Below are 18,146 nucleotides of genomic sequence, written 5' to 3'. Positions count from 1 at the left end.
TCAGGTTTTTACGGGCGGGTTGCCGGAGCCGTCGCCTGTTGTGTTGCGGCGTGACCGCCTGCCGAACCTTTACCCTCAAAATTGAAGTCCGGGCGTACCCAGTCGCTTTGGCGCGATGCTTCCGGCTGGTAATCCGGAGCAGGCGCTTTCGTCATCGGTGCCGTAGCATGATGCTTATAGCGGCCGGCCTGTTCTGGGGCCTCTGCAACGGTAACAGTCTCGGCGCGAGCCGCAACCGGAGCAGGCGCATCGTCAGCCACGGAAGGGTGTTCCGCAGAGACTACCGGCTCGTCCGTTAAGGCGTGATGCTGCTTAACCTCGGCACTGGCTTCAGCCACCAGCGGTGCGGAAACGTCCTGCACTTCATCGACCTGAGCTTCGGCGGCTTCCGGCTGAACTTCCTGAGCCGGAACGGCTTGGGCTGCCGTTTCTGCCGCTACCGCATCATCAGCTGCGGAGATCACCGCGGGCTGCTGGTCTACGGGGGCATCAATAGCGGCGGTTTCTTCAGTCTCTACCGGGGTGATTTCCGGCTGATTTTCTGGCTGTGGTTCGGCAATTTGTACCGACTCCGCCTGCACAGCAGCGGCCGGAGCAGCCTGAATCTCAGGGGCAGGGGCAACATCCGCAGCCACAGACGGCGCGGCAGCACGTTCAGCGACGCTGGCCACCGCGGGGGCGGATTCAATCGCTCCTGACGGGGCGATATCAGCATGACCGTAGGCAGGCACTACTGAGTGCGGCGGATCTTCATGCGTTTCATGATCGCTAACCTGTGATACCGGATAGGATATCCACACTTTACCTGACGCCGATTCCGGCGATGCGGCGGCGTGAGCCAGCGGCATGGGTGACTGTGTCGGATAACGCTCGTCACGGTAACGGCGGCGGCGTTGGCCACTCACGCGCAGGTGACGTGGAGAGCGGCGTGAACGACGAGGCATATTGTTGCCATCGCGCTCATCCTGCTCATCCGTTTCAACCGCAGGCTGGGCAACCACAGGAGCGGCAACGGGTGCGCTCTCTTGTGGTTCGAATGAACGCGCTGCGGTTTGTTCAGCCGTTTCGATACGCACTTTCTGGTTCAGCTGGCGCTGTTTACGGCGCGGCATGACCTGCTGGCTGTCTTCCTGCTCTTCCGTAGTCTGTACGCTTTCGATGACCGGCTCAGCAACCTTTTGTTCCTGAAGTTGCGTGCTTTTTTCTTCCTGGTTTTGACCAGGGCGACGGCGCTGACGCTCCTGACGCGGCTGGCGTGTCTGGGCGGTTTCGCTGCGCTCAAACTCGTCCGGCACCATGCGCTCACTACGCGCATCCGTCTGCTGACCGTTGCGGCGGTTGTTGTTACGACGATTGTCGTCACGACCTTCGCGTGCTTCATTGTTACGTTCACGCGGCGCGCGTTCGTTACGTTCGTTACTCCGCTCGTTACGATCGGTGTTGCGCTCGGCGCTTCGCTCGTTACGATCGGTGTTGCGTTCGGCACCTCGCTCGTTACGATCCGCATTGCGGTCATTACGTTCACCGCGGTCAGCGTTTCGCTCGGTGCGTTCACCGTTACGGTCACGGCGGTTATTCTGACGGCGATTGTTGCGGCGCTCTCCGCGCGGGGCAGAGGATGCAGCGATCTTCTCTTCAACTACCAGCTGCTCAGGCTGTTCGGCTGATTTTTCCGGCGCGGCGAAAAGCTTCTTCAATCCGCTAACAAGACGACTAATCAGTCCCGGCTGGGCAGCAGCAGGAGCCTGCGATTTGACCACAGCTTTCGGTGCGGTTTTTTCAGGCGCGGCTTCCTGCGGCGCAGGCGGTGCTTCCGGCATCACGAACGCGGCAAGAGCAGGCTGCTCTGGACGTTTGCGCTCGGCGTGTTCCTCTTCGGAGGGCAGCGCCATTTCGGCTTCGTGCAGTTTCGGCAGGTGGTAGCTTAACGTCTGGGTCTCTTCACCGCTGCGTACGCGCAGTACCGAGTAGTGCGGAGTTTGCATGTTATCGTTGGGTACGATAATTGCACGCACGCCGCCCTGGCGTTTTTCAATCGCGCTAACCGCATCACGCTTCTCGTTCAGCAGGTAGGAAGCAACCTGAACCGGTACGATGGCATGAACCTCTTTGGTGTTCTCCTTCAGCGCTTCTTCTTCAATCAGACGCAGAATAGAGAGCGACAGCGATTCGTTATCACGGATAGTGCCTGTGCCGCTACAGCGCGGGCAGACGTGATGGCTGGACTCACCCAGTGACGGGCTAAGACGCTGGCGCGACATTTCCAGCAGGCCGAAGCGCGAAATATGGCTGATCTGGATGCGTGCGCGATCCTGACGTACCGCTTCGCGCAGACGATTTTCAACCGCACGCTGGTGACGAACCGGAGTCATGTCGATAAAGTCGATAACAATCAGGCCGCCGAGGTCACGCAAACGCAGCTGGCGGGCTATCTCATCGGCGGCTTCAAGGTTCGTGTTGAATGCCGTCTCTTCGATGTCGCCGCCGCGAGTCGCGCGGGCGGAGTTGATATCAATAGCCGTCAGCGCTTCGGTCGTGTCGATAACGATTGACCCGCCTGAAGGCAGGCGCACTTCGCGCTGGAAGGCGGATTCGATCTGTGATTCGATTTGATAATGGCTGAACAGCGGAATTTCACCGGTGTAGAGCTTAATTTTGCTGCTGAAATCCGGACGACCCAATGCGGCGATATGCTGGCGAGCCAGCTCCAGTACTTTCGGGTTATCGATGAGAATTTCGCCGATGTCCTGACGTAGATAGTCGCGGAAGGCACGCACAATGACGTTACTTTCCTGGTGGATCAGGAATGGAGCAGGGCGGCTGTCAGCGGCTTTCTTGATCGCTTCCCAGTGCTTGATACGAAAACCTAAATCCCACTGCAGCGCTTCCGCAGATTTGCCCACGCCAGCGGTGCGGACGATTAGGCCCATGCCGTCCGGCAGTTCAAGTGAAGAGAGCGCTTCTTTCAGTTCGGTACGGTCATCGCCCTCAATGCGGCGAGAAATACCGCCAGCACGCGGGTTGTTTGGCATCAGAACCAGATAACTTCCCGCCAGGCTGATAAAGGTGGTCAGCGCAGCGCCTTTATTGCCGCGTTCTTCTTTATCGATCTGAACAATGACTTCCTGGCCTTCACGCAGAACGTCTTTAATGTTTGGACGACCGTGAGAATTATAATTAGAGGGGAAGTATTCGCGGGAAATCTCTTTCAGAGGCAGGAAACCGTGTCTTTCAGCACCGTAGTCAACGAATGCGGCTTCAAGGCTGGGTTCAATACGGGTGATCTTACCTTTATAGATGTTGGCTTTTTTCTGCTCGTGCCCGGGACTTTCTATATCCAGGTCGTACAGGCGCTGTCCATCGACAAGGGCAACACGCAACTCTTCTTGCTGAGTTGCGTTTATTAACATTCTTTTCATCGTAACTTACTCATTATTCTTACATTATTGACAAAGCTACGGGCAAAGTAACGCTGGACGTGAAAAACCGATGACCCCGTGTCTCATCGCAAGCCGTCAACCTCCCGGTTGTCGCCAGCTCAAGGGGTGCAAATACTCGGTAGCCTGTTTTACATATGGAAAAACAGCGCTTTGGAGGGGGACCGCCAGTAACCTACCGCTGAACCAATCCCGCTTTATCGTCCAGGCTGCAACCCGCAGCCCGCTAAATGCCTGATTGCACAATACGTCTTACGCCATTGCTGCGTGTATGGGCTATCCGGCAAAATTTCTTATTACACCCTGTCGTTTTCGTCTGCCGTTTTGCAGCTCGACGAAAGTCTTGGGGCTTACGCTATTTATTCCCTTGCGTTAACAAGTTTAGCGTCAAAAAACGCAAACATTATCCCACCGCTAAGTAGGTAATCGCAAGGTGACTTTATACGCTCATCCAAGTTTATTGCGGCTTTCAGAGCGAACTGCAGTGCTTTTCAGCAAATCGTCTAAAAACCGCTCATAGCCAGATGGCGATAACCGTCTTAGTCAGTTAAGCACATAAAAAGAGGTGGCGCTATCACAGCGCACTATTTAGAATCGCCAACCATGAAAACCAATACTCCAGCCGTACATTTTATAGCCATCTCCGCCGATGAAGCGGGGCAACGTATCGATAACTTTTTACGCACCCAGTTAAAAGGGGTGCCGAAAAGTATGATTTATCGCATTTTGCGTAAGGGCGAAGTGCGGGTGAACAAAAAGCGAATTAAGCCAGAATATAAACTGGAAGCCGGGGATGAAATCCGCATCCCTCCGGTGCGCGTGGCTGAGCGCGAAGACGACAACGTTTCGCCTAAGCTGGCCAAAGTTGCCGCGCTGGAAGCCGCCATCATCTATGAGGATGATTATCTTCTGGTGATGAATAAGCCTTCCGGCACGGCGGTTCACGGCGGCAGTGGACTGAGCTTTGGGGTAATTGAAGGGCTTCGAGCCCTGCGTCCTGACGCACGTTTTCTTGAACTGGTGCACCGTCTCGATCGTGATACCTCGGGCATTTTGCTGGTGGCAAAGAAACGTTCCGCGTTGCGTTCGCTCCATGAGCAATTGCGCGAAAAGGGAATGCAGAAAGACTATTTGGCGCTGGTGCGCGGCCAGTGGCCCTCGCATGTGAAGGCCGTACGTGCGCCGCTGCTGAAAAATATTTTACAAAGCGGCGAGCGCGTAGTGAAGGTCAGTAGCGAAGGCAAGCCGTCTGAAACGCTGTTTAAAGTGGAGGAGCGCTACGCTATCGCTACGTTGGTCAAAGCCAGCCCGGTAACCGGACGCACGCATCAAATCCGTGTGCACACACTGCATGCCGGACATCCGATAGCCTTTGACGATCGTTACGGCGAGGCGGAGTTTGACCAGCAGCTTAGCGGCACCGGGCTCAAGCGCCTGTTTCTACACGCCGCCGCGCTGCGTTTTACCCACCCAAACACCGGAGAGGTCATGCGCGTAGAAGCGCCGCTTGACGAGCAGCTGAAGCGGTGCCTTACACTACTGCGCAAAACCACTCTCACCGGCTAACGCTAAACGGGACGTCGCGCTGTCGTCCCGCCCAGTCAGACTGCCAGCGGATTGACTCCGGCGTTCCTGAGCATCTCAGCCAGCGCGATCAGCGGCAGCCCGACCAGCGTATTCGGGTCCCGCCCCGACAGACGGTCGAACAGCGCAATGCCCAACCCCTCACTTTTAAAACTGCCCGCGCAGTCCAGCGGCTGCTCTTGACGCACGTATTCTGCTATTTCTTCGTCGCTCAACGTGCGGAAGTGGACGCTGAATGGCTCACATAATACCTGCAAACTGGCGTTGCTACTGTCAAACAGCGCCAGACCAGTGTAAAACACCACGCTGTGGCCGCTTGCAGCGCGCAGCTGGGCACGGGCGTTAGCGTCAGAGTGCGGCTTACCGCAAATCTTACCATCGAGGACACATACCTGATCGGCACCGATAATAAGGTGGTTCGGGAAGTCCGTTGCCAGCGCCTCTGCTTTAGCAGCTGCCAGACGCATGACCAGCTCGGTAGCAGACTCCCCCTCCCTGGGCGTTTCGTCAGCGTTGGGCGCGGCGCTGATAAAAGGCAGCTGCAGTTTGCTTAACAGGTTTTTGCGATAGCTTGATGTGGAGGCTAAGACCAGTTGTCGCATATTTTTTTTCGGAATAGATAGCGAATCAGTGTCAGGCATCTTAAACTATGCGCCGCACTGGATGCGAATAATGGGTGAAAGATGTCGTATTACGGCCTTTTTCTTTGACTCTATGTCGTTACAAAGTTAATATGCGCGCCCTATGCAAAAGGTAAAATTACCCCTGACTCTCGATGCGGTTCGTACCGCTCAAAAACGCCTGGACTACCAGGGTGTCTACACCCCTGAACAGGTTGAGCGGATTGCCGAATCGGTAGTGAGTGTGGACAGTGATGTAGAATGTGTCATGTCGTTCGCGATTGACGAACAGCGTCTGGCAGTACTGAAAGGTACGGCCGAAGTTTCTTTGACGTTGTGCTGCCAGCGCTGCAACAAGAACTTTCCGCAACACGTCCACGTATCGTACTGTTTCAGCCCGGTCGTCACCGACGAGCAGGCCGAAGCACTGCCGGAAGCGTACGAGCCGATCGACGTCAACGAGTTTGGCGAAACCGATCTGCTGGCTATGGTGGAAGATGAAATCATCCTCGCCCTGCCTGTCGTTCCGGTGCATGATTCTGAACACTGTGAAGTGTCCGAGGCGGACATGGTCTTTGGCAAACTGCCTGCAGAGGCAGAAAAGCCAAATCCATTTGCCGTATTAGCCAGTTTAAAGCATAAGTAATAGGAGTAAGGTCCATGGCCGTACAACAGAATAAACCAACCCGTTCCAAGCGTGGCATGCGTCGTTCACACGACTCTCTGACCACTGCAGCTCTTTCCGTAGATAAAGTTTCTGGCGAAACTCATCTGCGTCACCACATCACTGCGGATGGTTACTACCGCGGTCGCAAGGTCATCGTTAAGTAATTTCGCGGTTCGCGGAGCTATTTTGACACGTTTGACCCTGGCGATAGATGCCATGGGCGGGGACTTCGGTCCCTGTGTGACGGTGCCTGCATCATTGCAGGCACTGGAATCCAACCCGCATCTGCATCTTCTTCTGGTCGGCGATCCCGACATCATCACGTCATCACTCGCCACAGCGGATTCAGCCCTAAGGGCACGACTGCAGATCATTGCAGCAGAGTCAGTTATTGCCAGTGATGCCAGGCCTTCACAAGCGATCCGCGCCAGTCGCGGAACCTCCATGCGCATCGCGCTGGAACAGGTAAAAGAAGGCCATGCGCAGGCCTGCATCAGCGCGGGTAATACCGGTGCGCTAATGGGGCTGGCAAAATTATTACTAAAACCGCTGGACGGCATCGACCGCCCGGCGTTGATGACCGTTTTGCCGCATCAGCAGCACGGGAAAACCGTGGTGCTGGATTTAGGCGCTAACGTGGACTCAGACAGTGCCATGCTGGTGCAGTTTGCGGTGATGGGAGCCGTGGTGGCCGAAGAAGTGCTGGCCATCAGCCGCCCCCGCGTTGCACTGATCAACATTGGTCAGGAGGATAGCAAAGGGTTAACGTCAATCCGTGATGCTGCCGCGATACTGCGTGCTGCAGCGGAAATTAACTTTATTGGCTATCTTGAGGGCAACGATCTTCTTACCGGTAAAACTGATGTCTTGGTTTGCGATGGTTTTGTGGGTAACGTCACGCTGAAAACCATGGAAGGCGTGGTGAGAATGTTTCTTTCGCTGTTGAAATCACAGGGCGAAGGTAAAAAGAAGGCCTGGTGGCTGAGATTGCTGGGGCGTATTTTACAGAAGCGTCTGGCAAAGAAATTCGGTCATCTCAACCCTGACCAGTATAATGGCGCTTGTCTGTTAGGATTGCGCGGCACCGTGATTAAAAGCCATGGTGCGGCTAATCAACGCGCATTTACCGTGGCGATCCAACAGGCAGAGCAGGCGGTGCAGCGGCAAATTCCTCAGCGAATTGCTGCGCGCCTTGAAGCTGTATTACCTAAGAGTGACTGAGCGAACATGTATTCGAAGATTATCGGTACGGGCAGCTATTTGCCCGAACAGGTGCGGAGTAACGCCGATCTGGAAAAAATGGTGGATACGTCGGACGAGTGGATCGTAACTCGTACCGGTATTCGTGAACGTCGCATCGCCGGCCCGGATGAAACCGTGGCAACCATGGGCTTTCAGGCGGCCAGCCGTGCGCTGGAAATGTCCGGTATCGATAAAAACGATATAGGTCTTATCGTTGTTGCCACGACCTCATCCAGTCACGCTTTTCCAAGCTCAGCCTGCATGATCCAGCAGATGCTGGAAATTGATGACGCGGCTTCTTTCGACCTGGCAGCAGCCTGTGCTGGCTTTACATATGCGTTAAGCGTGGCCGATCAGTACATCAAAAATGGTGTGGTGAAAAATGCGTTGGTGATAGGTGCTGACGTGCTGGCACGTATGCTCGATCCAAACGATCGCGGCACGATTATCCTGTTTGGCGATGGTGCCGGCGCCGTGGTGCTGGAAGCCAGCGAAGAGCAGGGCATTATTTCTACCCACCTGCATGCGGACGGTCGCTATGGCCAGCTGCTGACCCTGCCTAACCAGGATCGCGAGAATCAGGAAAATCCTTCCTACGTCACGATGGCCGGTAACGAAGTGTTCAAAGTTGCCGTGACCGAACTGGCCCATATCGTCGAAGAAACCCTTCAGGCGAATAATCTTGATCGCGCCGCCATTGACTGGCTCGTGCCTCATCAGGCTAATCTGCGCATTATCAACGCTACCGCCCGCAAGTTGGGTATGGATATGGACAAAGTTGTCGTGACGCTTGACCGCCACGGTAATACGTCTGCGGCGTCGGTTCCCACGGCGCTGGATGAGGCAGTACGCGATGGTCGTATCCAACGCGGTCAGCTGGTTCTGCTGGAAGCCTTTGGTGGCGGATTTACCTGGGGTTCAGCACTGGTTCGCTTTTGATGAAAAAGTAATGGCGATTAACAGGAAATAACAATGACGCAATTTGCAATGGTATTCCCCGGACAGGGCTCGCAAACGTTGGGTATGCTGGCCGATTTGGCAGCCGCGAATCCCCTGGTGGAGAAAACCTTCCGCGAAGCCTCCGATGCCCTGGGCTATGACCTCTGGCAGCTGGTGCAGCAAGGTCCTGCTGAAGAATTAAACAAAACCTGGCAAACGCAGCCTGCATTACTGGCTGCATCTGTTGCCATTTTCCGCGTTTGGCAGGAAAAAGGCGGAAAAGCGCCTTCAATGCTTGCAGGCCATAGCCTGGGTGAGTACAGTGCGCTGGTTTGTGCCGGAGTCATTGCGTTTACGGATGCGATCAAACTGGTTGAGCTGCGCGGCAAGCTGATGCAGGAGGCTGTACCAGAAGGTACTGGCGCTATGCAGGCGATTATTGGTCTGGATGATGTGTCAATTGCCAAAGCCTGTGAAGAATCTGCTCAGGGGCAGGTGGTGTCGCCGGTCAATTTCAACTCGCCGGGTCAGGTGGTGATTGCCGGTAACAAAGAAGCCGTTGAGCGTGCGGGTGCGGCCTGTAAAGCTGCCGGTGCCAAGCGTGCGTTACCGCTGCCGGTCAGCGTGCCGTCCCACTGCGCGCTGATGAAGCCCGCTGCGGATAAACTGGCGATTGCCCTGGAACAGCTGACGTTCAGTGCGCCGACCTTCCCGGTAGTCAACAATGTTGACGTGAAGGTTGAAAGCGCGCCTGAAGCCATTCGCAGCGCCTTAGTACGCCAGCTTTATAGTCCGGTGCGCTGGACGGAAAGCGTCGAATTTATTGCACAGCAGGGCGTCACTTCCCTGTTGGAAGCAGGTCCGGGGAAAGTGTTGACCGGACTGACTAAGCGTATTGTTGACACTCTGACGGCGGCGGCGGTAAATGACCAGGCCAGCCTGTCAGCAGCGCTTGAACAGTAACACGGAGAGATAACATGAGCTTCGAAGGAAAAATCGCGCTGGTTACCGGTGCAAGTCGCGGCATTGGGCGTGCAATAGCAGAAACCCTGGTCGCGCGCGGTGCGAAAGTGGTGGGCACCGCGACCAGCCAAAGCGGCGCTGATGCCATCAGCAGTTATCTGGGTGATAACGGTAAAGGCCTGCTGCTGAACGTCACCGACGCTGCTTCTATTGAGAGCGTGTTGGAAAATATTCGCAGCGAGTTTGGCGAAGTGGACATTTTAGTCAATAATGCAGGCATCACGCGTGATAATCTTCTGATGCGTATGAAGGATGATGAGTGGCTGGATATTCTGGACACCAATCTGACTTCCGTATTCCGCTTGTCTAAAGCGGTAATGCGAGCAATGATGAAAAAACGCGCGGGTCGAATTATTACCATTGGCTCCGTAGTTGGAACAATGGGTAATGCGGGTCAGGCAAATTACGCGGCAGCAAAAGCGGGTTTGATTGGCTTCAGCAAGTCACTGGCACGTGAAATTGCGTCCCGTGGCATTACCGTTAACGTTGTGGCACCTGGTTTTATTGAAACCGACATGACGCGTGCGTTGAGCGAAGATCAGCGTGCGGGCATTCTGGCGGAAGTTCCTGCAGGTCGCCTCGGCGGCGCGCAGGAAATCGCCAATGCTGTTGCATTTTTAGCCTCTGACGAGGCAGCGTACATCACTGGTGAAACGCTGCACGTCAATGGCGGAATGTATATGGTCTGATAATCACGAAAATGATTTGCGTTGTTTAGGGCAAAAGCCGCAAAATAGCGTAAAATCGTGGTTGGACCGACCGGGATTGAGTTGCATCTTTTTCAACATTTTATACACTACGAAAACCATCGCGAAAGCGAGTTTTGATAGGAAATTTAATAGTATGAGCACTATCGAAGAACGCGTTAAGAAAATCATTGGCGAGCAGCTGGGCGTTAAGCAGGAAGAAGTTGTTAATACTGCCTCTTTTGTGGAAGATCTGGGCGCTGATTCTCTTGATACCGTTGAGCTGGTAATGGCTCTGGAAGAAGAGTTCGATACCGAGATTCCGGATGAAGAAGCTGAGAAAATCACTACCGTTCAGGCTGCTATTGATTACATCAATGGTCACCAGGCATAAGTGAGCATCTCCAGGCGGTCATTCGACCGCCTGAGTTTTATCTGAAAGTCCCACATAGTGTCAATCTTTCCCTCCCTGGAGGACGAACGTGTCTAAGCGTCGTGTAGTTGTGACTGGTCTTGGCATGTTGTCTCCTGTCGGCAATACCGTAGAGTCTACCTGGAATGCTCTTGTTGCCGGTCAGAGTGGCATCAGCCCGATCGACCATTTTGATACTAGTGCCTACGCAACGCGTTTTGCTGGCTTAGTAAAGGATTTTAATTGTGATGACTTCATCTCGCGCAAAGATCAGCGCAAGATGGATGCCTTCATTCAATATGGAATTGTCGCTGGCATTCAGGCCATGCAGGATTCCGGCCTGGAAATTACCGAAGAGAACGCTAGCCGTATTGGTGCCGCTATTGGCTCTGGTATCGGCGGTCTTGGCCTGATCGAAGAAAACCACACCTCGCTGGTGAACGGTGGCCCGCGTAAAATTAGTCCGTTCTTCGTTCCCTCAACCATTGTTAATATGGTTGCCGGGCATCTGACCATCATGTTTGGCATGAAAGGTCCGAGTATTTCCATTGCGACTGCCTGTACCTCTGGCGTTCACAATATAGGCCATGCGGCACGCATTATCGCCTATAACGATGCTGACGTCATGCTGGCAGGCGGTGCAGAAAAAGGCAGTACGCCGCTAGGCGTTGGCGGTTTCGGCGCAGCCCGTGCACTTTCTACCCGTAACGACAATCCGCAGGCGGCCAGCCGTCCGTGGGATAAAGATCGTGACGGCTTCGTGCTGGGTGACGGTGCGGGCGTCGTGGTGTTGGAAGAGTATGAGCATGCGAAAAAGCGTGGTGCGAAAATCTATGCCGAAGTTGTCGGCTTCGGTATGAGCAGCGATGCCTATCACATGACTTCTCCACCGGAAAACGGTGCCGGAGCGGCGCTCGCGGTCGTTAACGCATTGAAAGATGCGCAGCTATCCGCAGAGAAAATTGGCTATATCAACGCGCACGGCACCTCAACGCCTGCCGGAGATAAAGCCGAAGCGCAGGCGGTGAAATCCGTGTTTGGCGCTGATGCACGCCGCGTGATGGTGAGTTCGACCAAATCTATGACCGGTCACCTGTTAGGGGCGGCGGGCGCGGTTGAGTCGATCTTCAGCATCCTCGCGCTTCGCGACCAGGTGGTCCCACCGACCATCAATCTGGATAATCCGGATGAAGGTTGTGATCTGGACTTTGTGCCGCACACCGCACGCCAGACAAAGGGCCTGGAGTACGTACTCTGTAACTCCTTCGGTTTCGGTGGAACTAACGGTTCACTGATCTTCCGAAAAGTCTGAGTATTGTCCTGCCTGATTGTAAGGCCCGCAGATGCGGGCCTTTTTTTTAGGCTAGTCGGGAGGCGTTCGTATCACCAGCGCCGAACGTTATGCGACAAAATCAGATGCTGCCAGCGCGCCAGGTGGGTAATCTGACAAGGTATAAGCTAACGGAGAGTCAGCATGATATGGGTCAACGGTGAAGTGCGGGACACTGTCGAAGTCCGCGATCGCGCCGTCCAGTTCGGTGACGGCTGCTTTACAACGGCGCGTGTCCAGCAGGGTTTTATTCAGCGTCTGGCGGCACATTTACAGCGTTTGCAGCAGGGCTGTGAACGGCTGATGATAAAGGGAGTCGACTGGCCTGCGCTGGAAGCAGAGATGATCCTGGCCGCATCCAACGGCTACGAAGGTGTGTTAAAAGTCATTCTCACCCGCGGCAGCGGCGGGCGTGGTTACAGCGCACAGGGATGTGAAAAGCCCACTCGTATCATCTCTTTGTCCACCTACCCGGCCCACTATCATCAGCTGCGCCGGAGCGGTGTCCGGCTGGCATTAAGTTCGGTGCGGCTGGGGAAAAACCCACATCTGGCGGGCATTAAACATCTTAATCGCCTTGAGCAGGTGTTGATCCGCACGGAGCTTGAGCAGACCGATGCCGATGAGGCGCTGGTGCTTGACAGTGACGGCATGCTGGTGGAATGCTGTGCGGCTAATTTATTCTGGCGCGTGGATAAACAGGTGTTTACCCCAGATTTAAGCGCTAGCGGCGTAAACGGTATTCAGCGTCAGCAGGTGATGCGGCTGGTCGCGCAACTCGGTTATACCCTGAGCGAGGTACGTGCCGGTATAGACGCGTTAGCAGCGGCAGAAGAAGTGCTGATCACCAATGCGCTGATGCCGGTTTTATCGGTTAATCAGATTGAACAGTGGCACTACGCTTCGCGCCAGCTGTTTGACCTGCTCAACCCGATGGTGAAGGACGGGAAAATTGATGACTAAAAGTAAAAAGATTGTGCTGGCACTGCTGGCGGCGGTGGTATTGATTGTCGCCTACGGCTACTGGCAAACGCGGCAGTTCGCCGTGTCTCCTTTGACGATCGATCGTGAGACTATTTTCACGCTGCCTGCAGGGGCGGGGCGTGTCGCGCTGGAGAAGGAGCTGGAGTCGCAGCATGTTATCAGAAGTACCCCGTGGTTCGGTATGCTGCTGAAGCTGGAGCCAGAGCTGGCAAATTTCAAGGCAGGAACCTACCGCTTTACGCCGAAAATGCACGTGCGTGAGATGCTGGCGCTGCTGGCGAGCGGCAAAGAAGCCCAGTTCCCGCTGCGCTTTGTAGAGGGCTCGCGCATGCAGGAGTGGCTAAGCCAGCTTCGCAGCGCGCCCTATCTGAAGCACACTCTGGCAGATGACAAACTGGCTACCGTGGCCGCTGCCCTGAAACTGACCGGTGAACAGCAGGGTGTGGAGGGCTGGTTCTATCCAGACACCTATCTTTACACGGCCAACACCAGCGACGTGGCGCTGCTGAAGCGCGCTTTTGATCGTATGGAAAAGCAGGTTGACGGCGAATGGCAGGGGAAAACGGATAATCTGCCGTACAAAAGCAAAAATGATATGTTAACGATGGCGTCGATTATTGAGAAAGAGACTGCGATCGCCACCGAACGCGGCAAAGTGGCCTCGGTCTTTATCAATCGTTTACGGCTGGGGATGCGCCTGCAAACCGATCCAACGGTGATTTATGGCATGGGGGACAGCTATCAGGGCGTTCTGACGCGTAAAAATCTGGAAACTCCCTCGGCCTACAATACCTATACCATCGGGGGCCTGCCGCCCGCGCCGATCGCGATGCCGGGCAAGGCATCGCTCCAGGCGGCCGCACACCCGGAGAAGACTGACTTCCTCTATTTTGTCGCCGATGGTAAGGGCGGGCATACCTTTACCACGAATTTGGCCAGCCACAATAAAGCCGTACAGGTTTACCGCCTGGCGCAGAAGGAAAAGCATGAACAGTAAATTTATCGTTATCGAGGGCCTGGAAGGGGCAGGGAAAACCACCGCGCGAGAAGCGGTAGTGAGTGAACTACAGCGCCATGGTATTAACGATATTATTTTTACCCGCGAGCCGGGCGGTACGCCGCTGGCGGAGAAGCTGCGAGAGTTGATCAAGCAGGGCGTTGAAGGTGAGCGCGTCACGGACAGCGCTGAGCTGTTGATGCTGTATGCCGCTCGCGTCCAGCTGGTGGAAAACGTGATTAAACCGGCGCTGGCACGTGGCGCATGGGTAGTCGGAGATCGTCACGATCTCTCTTCACAGGCCTATCAGGGCGGGGGGCGAGGTATGGATGCTGGCCTGATGAACAGCCTGAAACAGGCGGTACTGGGTGATTTCGCTCCTGATCTGACGCTGTACCTTGACGTTACCCCGCAAATAGGTTTACAGCGCGCACGCGCACGCGGGGAGCTTGACCGCATTGAGCAGGAGTCGCTCAACTTCTTCACCCGCACGCGCGAACGTTATCTGGCCCTGGCATCGGCCGACAGTCGTATCAAAACCGTTGATGCCACGCGGCCGCTGGAGCAGGTGACGGCGGCTCTGCAACAAACCCTGACCCAGTGGTTACAGGAACAGAGATGAACTGGTATCCGTGGCTCAACCACAGCTATAAGCAAATTATCGCGCAGCACGTTGCGCAGCGCGGCCACCATGCGTTACTGATACAGGCGCTGCCCGGTATGGGTGATGATGCGCTGATCTGGGGTATCGGACGCTGGCTGATGTGCCGCCAACCTGAAGGGCTGAAAAGCTGCGGAAAGTGCCATGCCTGTGAGCTGATGCAGGCCGGAACCCACCCTGACTGGTATCGGCTGGAAGCGGAAAAGGGCAAAAATGCGTTGGGTATTGATGCGGTACGGAGCGTAACCGAAAAGCTTTACCATCATGCGCAGCAGGGCGGCGCGAAGGTGGTGTGGCTGCCGGATGCGCAGCAGTTAACGGAAGCGGCCGCTAATGCACTGTTGAAAACCCTGGAAGAGCCGCCGAAAAACACCTGGTTTTTACTGAGCAGCCGCGAACCTTCTCGTTTGCTGCCCACGCTACGCAGTCGCTGTCTGCTGTGGCACCTGCCCCCGCCCGACGAGGCGCAAAGCCTGCAGTGGCTTCAGAAGCACTGCTCAGCCAGCCTCAACGAGCGCAGCGCGGCGCTGCGCCTGTCTGCCGGCGCGCCCGCGGCGGCTTTAGCGCTGCTGGAAGAGAAAAACTGGCAGCAGCGGCTGCGCGTCTGTCAGGCGCTTCCCGCTGCGCTGTCCGGCGATATCATGAGCCTATTGGCGGTGTTTAACTATGATGACGTGGCGCGGCGCATCGGCTGGTTGTGCTCACTGCTGGTGGATGCGGCGAAATGGCAGCAGGGCGGCGGGCAGTTTATCGGCAATATTGACCAGCAGGCATTGGTTATCCATCTTGCCAGCCTGTTACCAACCAGCGCGCTTGATGCCAGTTTGCGTCAGTGGGTCGTCTGCCGCGATCGACTGCTAACGGTGGTAGCCGTCAACCGCGAGCTGTTGCTGACGGAACAGTTGTTAAGCTGGGAAACCATTATTAAACCGGTATTTTCCGGTTCAGAGCTTAAAGAGTAAATATTATGTTTTTAGTTGATTCCCATTGTCATCTCGACGGTTTGAATTATGAAACCCTTCATCAGGATGTGTCTGACGTGCTGGCGAAAGCGGCGGCGCGCGATGTGAAATTTATGCTGGCAGTTGCCACCACCTTGCCGGGCTATAGGGCGATGGTCGAGCTGATTGGCGACCGGCCGAACGTGGCTTACTCTTGCGGCGTGCATCCGCTTGAACAGCAGGAGGAGTATGACTTCGCCGAGCTGCGCCAGCTGGCCGCCGATCCCCGCGTGGTGGCGATGGGGGAAACCGGGCTGGACTACTTCTATCAGAAGGAAACCAAATTGCGCCAGCAGGCCTCATTCCGCGAGCATATCCGCGTTGGCCGCGATCTCAACAAACCGGTGATAGTGCACACGCGGGATGCGCGTGAGGATACGCTGGCAATTTTAAAAGAAGAACAGGTTGAAGGCTGCGGTGGGGTGCTGCACTGCTTCACTGAAGATCGCCAGACGGCGGAGAAGCTGCTGGATATGGGCTTTTATATCTCGTTTTCCGGCATTGCTACCTTCCGTAATGCTGAACAGATCCGTGAAGCCGCGCGCTATGTGCCGCTTGACCGTATGCTGGTGGAAACTGATTCGCCGTATCTCGCGCCAGTTCCCCATCGGGGCAAAGAAAATCAGCCTGCCTATACTCGTGACGTGGCGGAATATATGGCGGTGGTTAAAGGGGTGACGATTGAAGAAATGGCGCGTGCGACCACGGAAAACTTCTCGCGTCTTTTCCACGTACCGATGTCGCGCCTGACGAGCTGATCGCGGTGCACAATTAATATTTTATCTCGTAATTAACCGACAAAAGTCGTAAAGTGCAGCGCCTTAAACGTGGCTCTGCCCTTTTTTTTGTGTTAAAAACTCGCACTTACAGCCGACGAGCAATAATAAAATAGCGCGCGTTCAACGAAACGTGATAGCCATCAAACAAATCTTGGCGTAATTATTTTACGCTTCGTAATAAATACCGAGAGCGCAAAGCGCTCCATCGGCGAAGGGTCCTCCCCCCTTTGCCACGCGTAGCGTTTTTTATTTCATTACGCGTAAAAAAAGCACACATACTCAGGAGCTTCACATTATGTTCAAAAATGCATTTGCAAACCTGCAAAAGGTCGGTAAATCGCTGATGCTGCCCGTATCGGTACTGCCGATTGCGGGCATTCTGCTGGGCGTTGGATCGGCCAATTTCACCTGGTTGCCTGCGGTCGTATCTCATGTGATGGCAGAGGCGGGTGGATCGGTGTTTGCCAATATGCCGCTCATTTTCGCTATCGGCGTAGCGTTAGGCTTCACCAACAATGACGGGGTTTCAGCACTGGCTGCGGTCGTGGCCTACGGCATTATGGTGAAAACCATGGCCGTGGTCGCGCCACTGGTACTGCATCAGTCTGCCGAAGATATCGCCGCTCACCATCTGGCGGATACCGGGGTTCTGGGAGGCATTATCGCCGGCTCGATTGCCGCCTACATGTTTAACCGCTTCTACCGTATCAAACTGCCGGAGTATCTTGGTTTCTTCGCCGGTAAACGTTTCGTACCGATTATCTCCGGTCTGGCCGCGATTTTCTTCGGCGTCGTGCTGTCGTTTATCTGGCCTCCGGTAGGTACGGCGATCCAGACGTTCTCCCAGTGGGCGGCGTATCAAAATCCGGTCGTGGCATTCGGCATTTACGGTGTAGTTGAGCGTGCGCTGGTGCCATTCGGCCTGCACCATATCTGGAACGTGCCTTTCCAGATGCAGATCGGTGAGTACACCAATGCGGCAGGCCAGGTATTCCACGGCGATATCCCACGCTATATGGCGGGCGACCCTACTGCTGGTAAACTGTCCGGCGGCTTCCTGTTCAAAATGTACGGTCTTCCGGCTGCGGCGATTGCTATCTGGCATTCAGCTAAACCTGAAAATCGTGCCAAAGTGGGCGGGATCATGATCTCTGCCGCACTGACCGCTTTCCTGACCGGTATCACCGAACCGATTGAATTCTCGTTCATGTTCGTGGCACCGATCCTGTACGCTATTCACGCCATTCTGGCTGGTCTGGCATTCCCAATCTGTATTCTGCTGGGTATGCGTGACGGAACCAGCTTCTCACATGGTCTGATTGATTTTGTGGTATTGAGCGGTAACAGCAGCAAGATCTGGCTGTTCCCGGTCGTGGGCCTGATCTACGGTCTGGTTTACTACACCATCTTCCGCGTGCTAATCGCTAAGCTGAATCTGAAAACGCCGGGCCGTGAAGATAGCACCAGTGAACAGGCGGCAGGTACAGCCAGCGAAATGGCCGCCAGCCTGGTGGCTGCGTTTGGCGGCAAGGAAAACATTACCAATCTTGATGCCTGCATCACCCGTCTGCGCGTTAGCGTGGCAGACGTGGCGAAGGTCGATCAGGCGGGCCTGAAGCATCTTGGCGCTGCTGGCGTTGTGGTTGCTGGTTCCGGCGTTCAGGCTATCTTCGGTACCAAATCCGATAACCTGAAAACCGATATGGACGACTATATGCGCAGCCATTAAGCCGGCGTATAAGACCATCAGAGGGGAGCGTAAGCTCCCCTTTTTTTTGCCTAAA

The 18,146-nt window shown here is 55.1% G+C and carries 17 protein-coding genes; 15 read left to right on the top strand and 2 right to left on the bottom strand.

All coding sequences use genetic code 11. The features are described 5' to 3' along the window. Positions 1-8: 8 nt before the first annotated feature. Positions 9-3,419 (bottom strand): ribonuclease E, encoded by a 3,411-nt coding sequence (gene rne, locus ETA_RS11245; RefSeq protein WP_012441752.1) that lies wholly within the window; start codon positions 3,417-3,419, stop codon positions 9-11. A 621-nt stretch (positions 3,420-4,040) separates the two neighbouring features. Between rne and rluC the strand changes: the two genes are divergently transcribed. Beyond that, the gene (rluC, locus tag ETA_RS11240; protein ID WP_012441751.1) at positions 4,041-5,003 is read left to right on the top strand and encodes a 23S rRNA pseudouridine(955/2504/2580) synthase RluC; all 963 of its coding nucleotides are present in this window, start codon (positions 4,041-4,043) and stop codon (positions 5,001-5,003) included. Between the two features lie 35 nt (positions 5,004-5,038). Here rluC and ETA_RS11235 read toward each other — a convergent pair whose 3' ends face one another. Continuing rightward, entirely contained in the window at positions 5,039-5,623 is a 585-nt protein-coding gene (locus ETA_RS11235) for a Maf family protein (protein ID WP_083772845.1), read from the bottom strand. Positions 5,624-5,765: 142 nt separating this feature from the next. Between ETA_RS11235 and yceD the strand changes: the two genes are divergently transcribed. From yceD to ptsG, 14 genes are all read left to right on the top strand, one after another. Next, positions 5,766-6,287 carry a 23S rRNA accumulation protein YceD gene (gene yceD, locus ETA_RS11230; protein ID WP_012441749.1) on the top strand — a complete coding sequence of 174 codons (522 nt, stop codon included), beginning with the start codon at positions 5,766-5,768 and terminating at the stop codon, positions 6,285-6,287. A 14-nt stretch (positions 6,288-6,301) separates the two neighbouring features. Further along, a complete protein-coding gene (gene rpmF / locus ETA_RS19300) occupies positions 6,302-6,472 on the top strand; it encodes a 50S ribosomal protein L32 (RefSeq protein WP_004157101.1) in 171 nt (56 codons plus the stop codon). Positions 6,473-6,494: 22 nt separating this feature from the next. Continuing rightward, positions 6,495-7,529 carry a phosphate acyltransferase PlsX gene (gene plsX / locus ETA_RS11220; RefSeq protein WP_012441748.1) on the top strand — a complete coding sequence of 345 codons (1,035 nt, stop codon included), beginning with the start codon at positions 6,495-6,497 and terminating at the stop codon, positions 7,527-7,529. Positions 7,530-7,535: 6 nt separating this feature from the next. Then, positions 7,536-8,489: a beta-ketoacyl-ACP synthase III gene (locus ETA_RS11215; RefSeq protein WP_012441747.1), complete on the top strand. Its 954-nt coding sequence runs from the start codon at positions 7,536-7,538 to the stop codon at positions 8,487-8,489. A 33-nt stretch (positions 8,490-8,522) separates the two neighbouring features. Continuing rightward, the gene (gene fabD / locus ETA_RS11210) at positions 8,523-9,452 is read left to right on the top strand and encodes an ACP S-malonyltransferase (protein ID WP_012441746.1); all 930 of its coding nucleotides are present in this window, start codon (positions 8,523-8,525) and stop codon (positions 9,450-9,452) included. 14 nt (positions 9,453-9,466) lie between these two features. After that, positions 9,467-10,201: a 3-oxoacyl-ACP reductase FabG gene (gene fabG, locus ETA_RS11205; protein WP_012441745.1), complete on the top strand. Its 735-nt coding sequence runs from the start codon at positions 9,467-9,469 to the stop codon at positions 10,199-10,201. A gap of 154 nt (positions 10,202-10,355) precedes the next feature. Then, entirely contained in the window at positions 10,356-10,592 is a 237-nt protein-coding gene (acpP, locus tag ETA_RS11200) for an acyl carrier protein (protein ID WP_004157115.1), read from the top strand. An 88-nt stretch (positions 10,593-10,680) separates the two neighbouring features. After that, positions 10,681-11,922 (top strand): beta-ketoacyl-ACP synthase II, encoded by a 1,242-nt coding sequence (gene fabF, locus ETA_RS11195; protein ID WP_012441744.1) that lies wholly within the window; start codon positions 10,681-10,683, stop codon positions 11,920-11,922. Positions 11,923-12,084: 162 nt separating this feature from the next. Beyond that, complete coding sequence (gene pabC, locus ETA_RS11190; RefSeq protein ID WP_012441743.1) at positions 12,085-12,903, top strand: aminodeoxychorismate lyase; 819 nt, start codon at positions 12,085-12,087, stop codon at positions 12,901-12,903. After that, positions 12,896-13,921, top strand: coding sequence for an endolytic transglycosylase MltG (gene mltG / locus ETA_RS11185; protein WP_042958980.1), 1,026 nt, complete (start codon positions 12,896-12,898; stop codon positions 13,919-13,921). Before pabC ends, mltG begins: the two co-directional genes overlap by 8 nt. Further along, the gene (gene tmk, locus ETA_RS11180; protein WP_012441741.1) at positions 13,911-14,543 is read left to right on the top strand and encodes a dTMP kinase; all 633 of its coding nucleotides are present in this window, start codon (positions 13,911-13,913) and stop codon (positions 14,541-14,543) included. Before mltG ends, tmk begins: the two co-directional genes overlap by 11 nt. After that, entirely contained in the window at positions 14,540-15,544 is a 1,005-nt protein-coding gene (gene holB, locus ETA_RS11175) for a DNA polymerase III subunit delta' (protein WP_012441740.1), read from the top strand. The genes tmk and holB overlap by 4 nt, the downstream gene beginning before the upstream one ends. Positions 15,545-15,549: 5 nt before the next feature. Beyond that, positions 15,550-16,341, top strand: a complete 792-nt coding sequence (locus ETA_RS11170; RefSeq protein WP_012441739.1) for a metal-dependent hydrolase — start codon at positions 15,550-15,552, stop codon at positions 16,339-16,341. 316 nt (positions 16,342-16,657) lie between these two features. Beyond that, a complete protein-coding gene (gene ptsG, locus ETA_RS11165) occupies positions 16,658-18,091 on the top strand; it encodes a PTS glucose transporter subunit IIBC (protein ID WP_012441738.1) in 1,434 nt (477 codons plus the stop codon). Positions 18,092-18,146: the final 55 nt, after the last annotated feature.

It is taken from the genome of Erwinia tasmaniensis Et1/99 (assembly GCF_000026185.1).
Taxonomy (GTDB): Bacteria; Pseudomonadota; Gammaproteobacteria; order Enterobacterales; family Enterobacteriaceae; genus Erwinia; species Erwinia tasmaniensis.
Note: the sequence above shows the minus strand (reverse complement) of the source record. Positions and strands in the feature narration are given on the sequence as shown.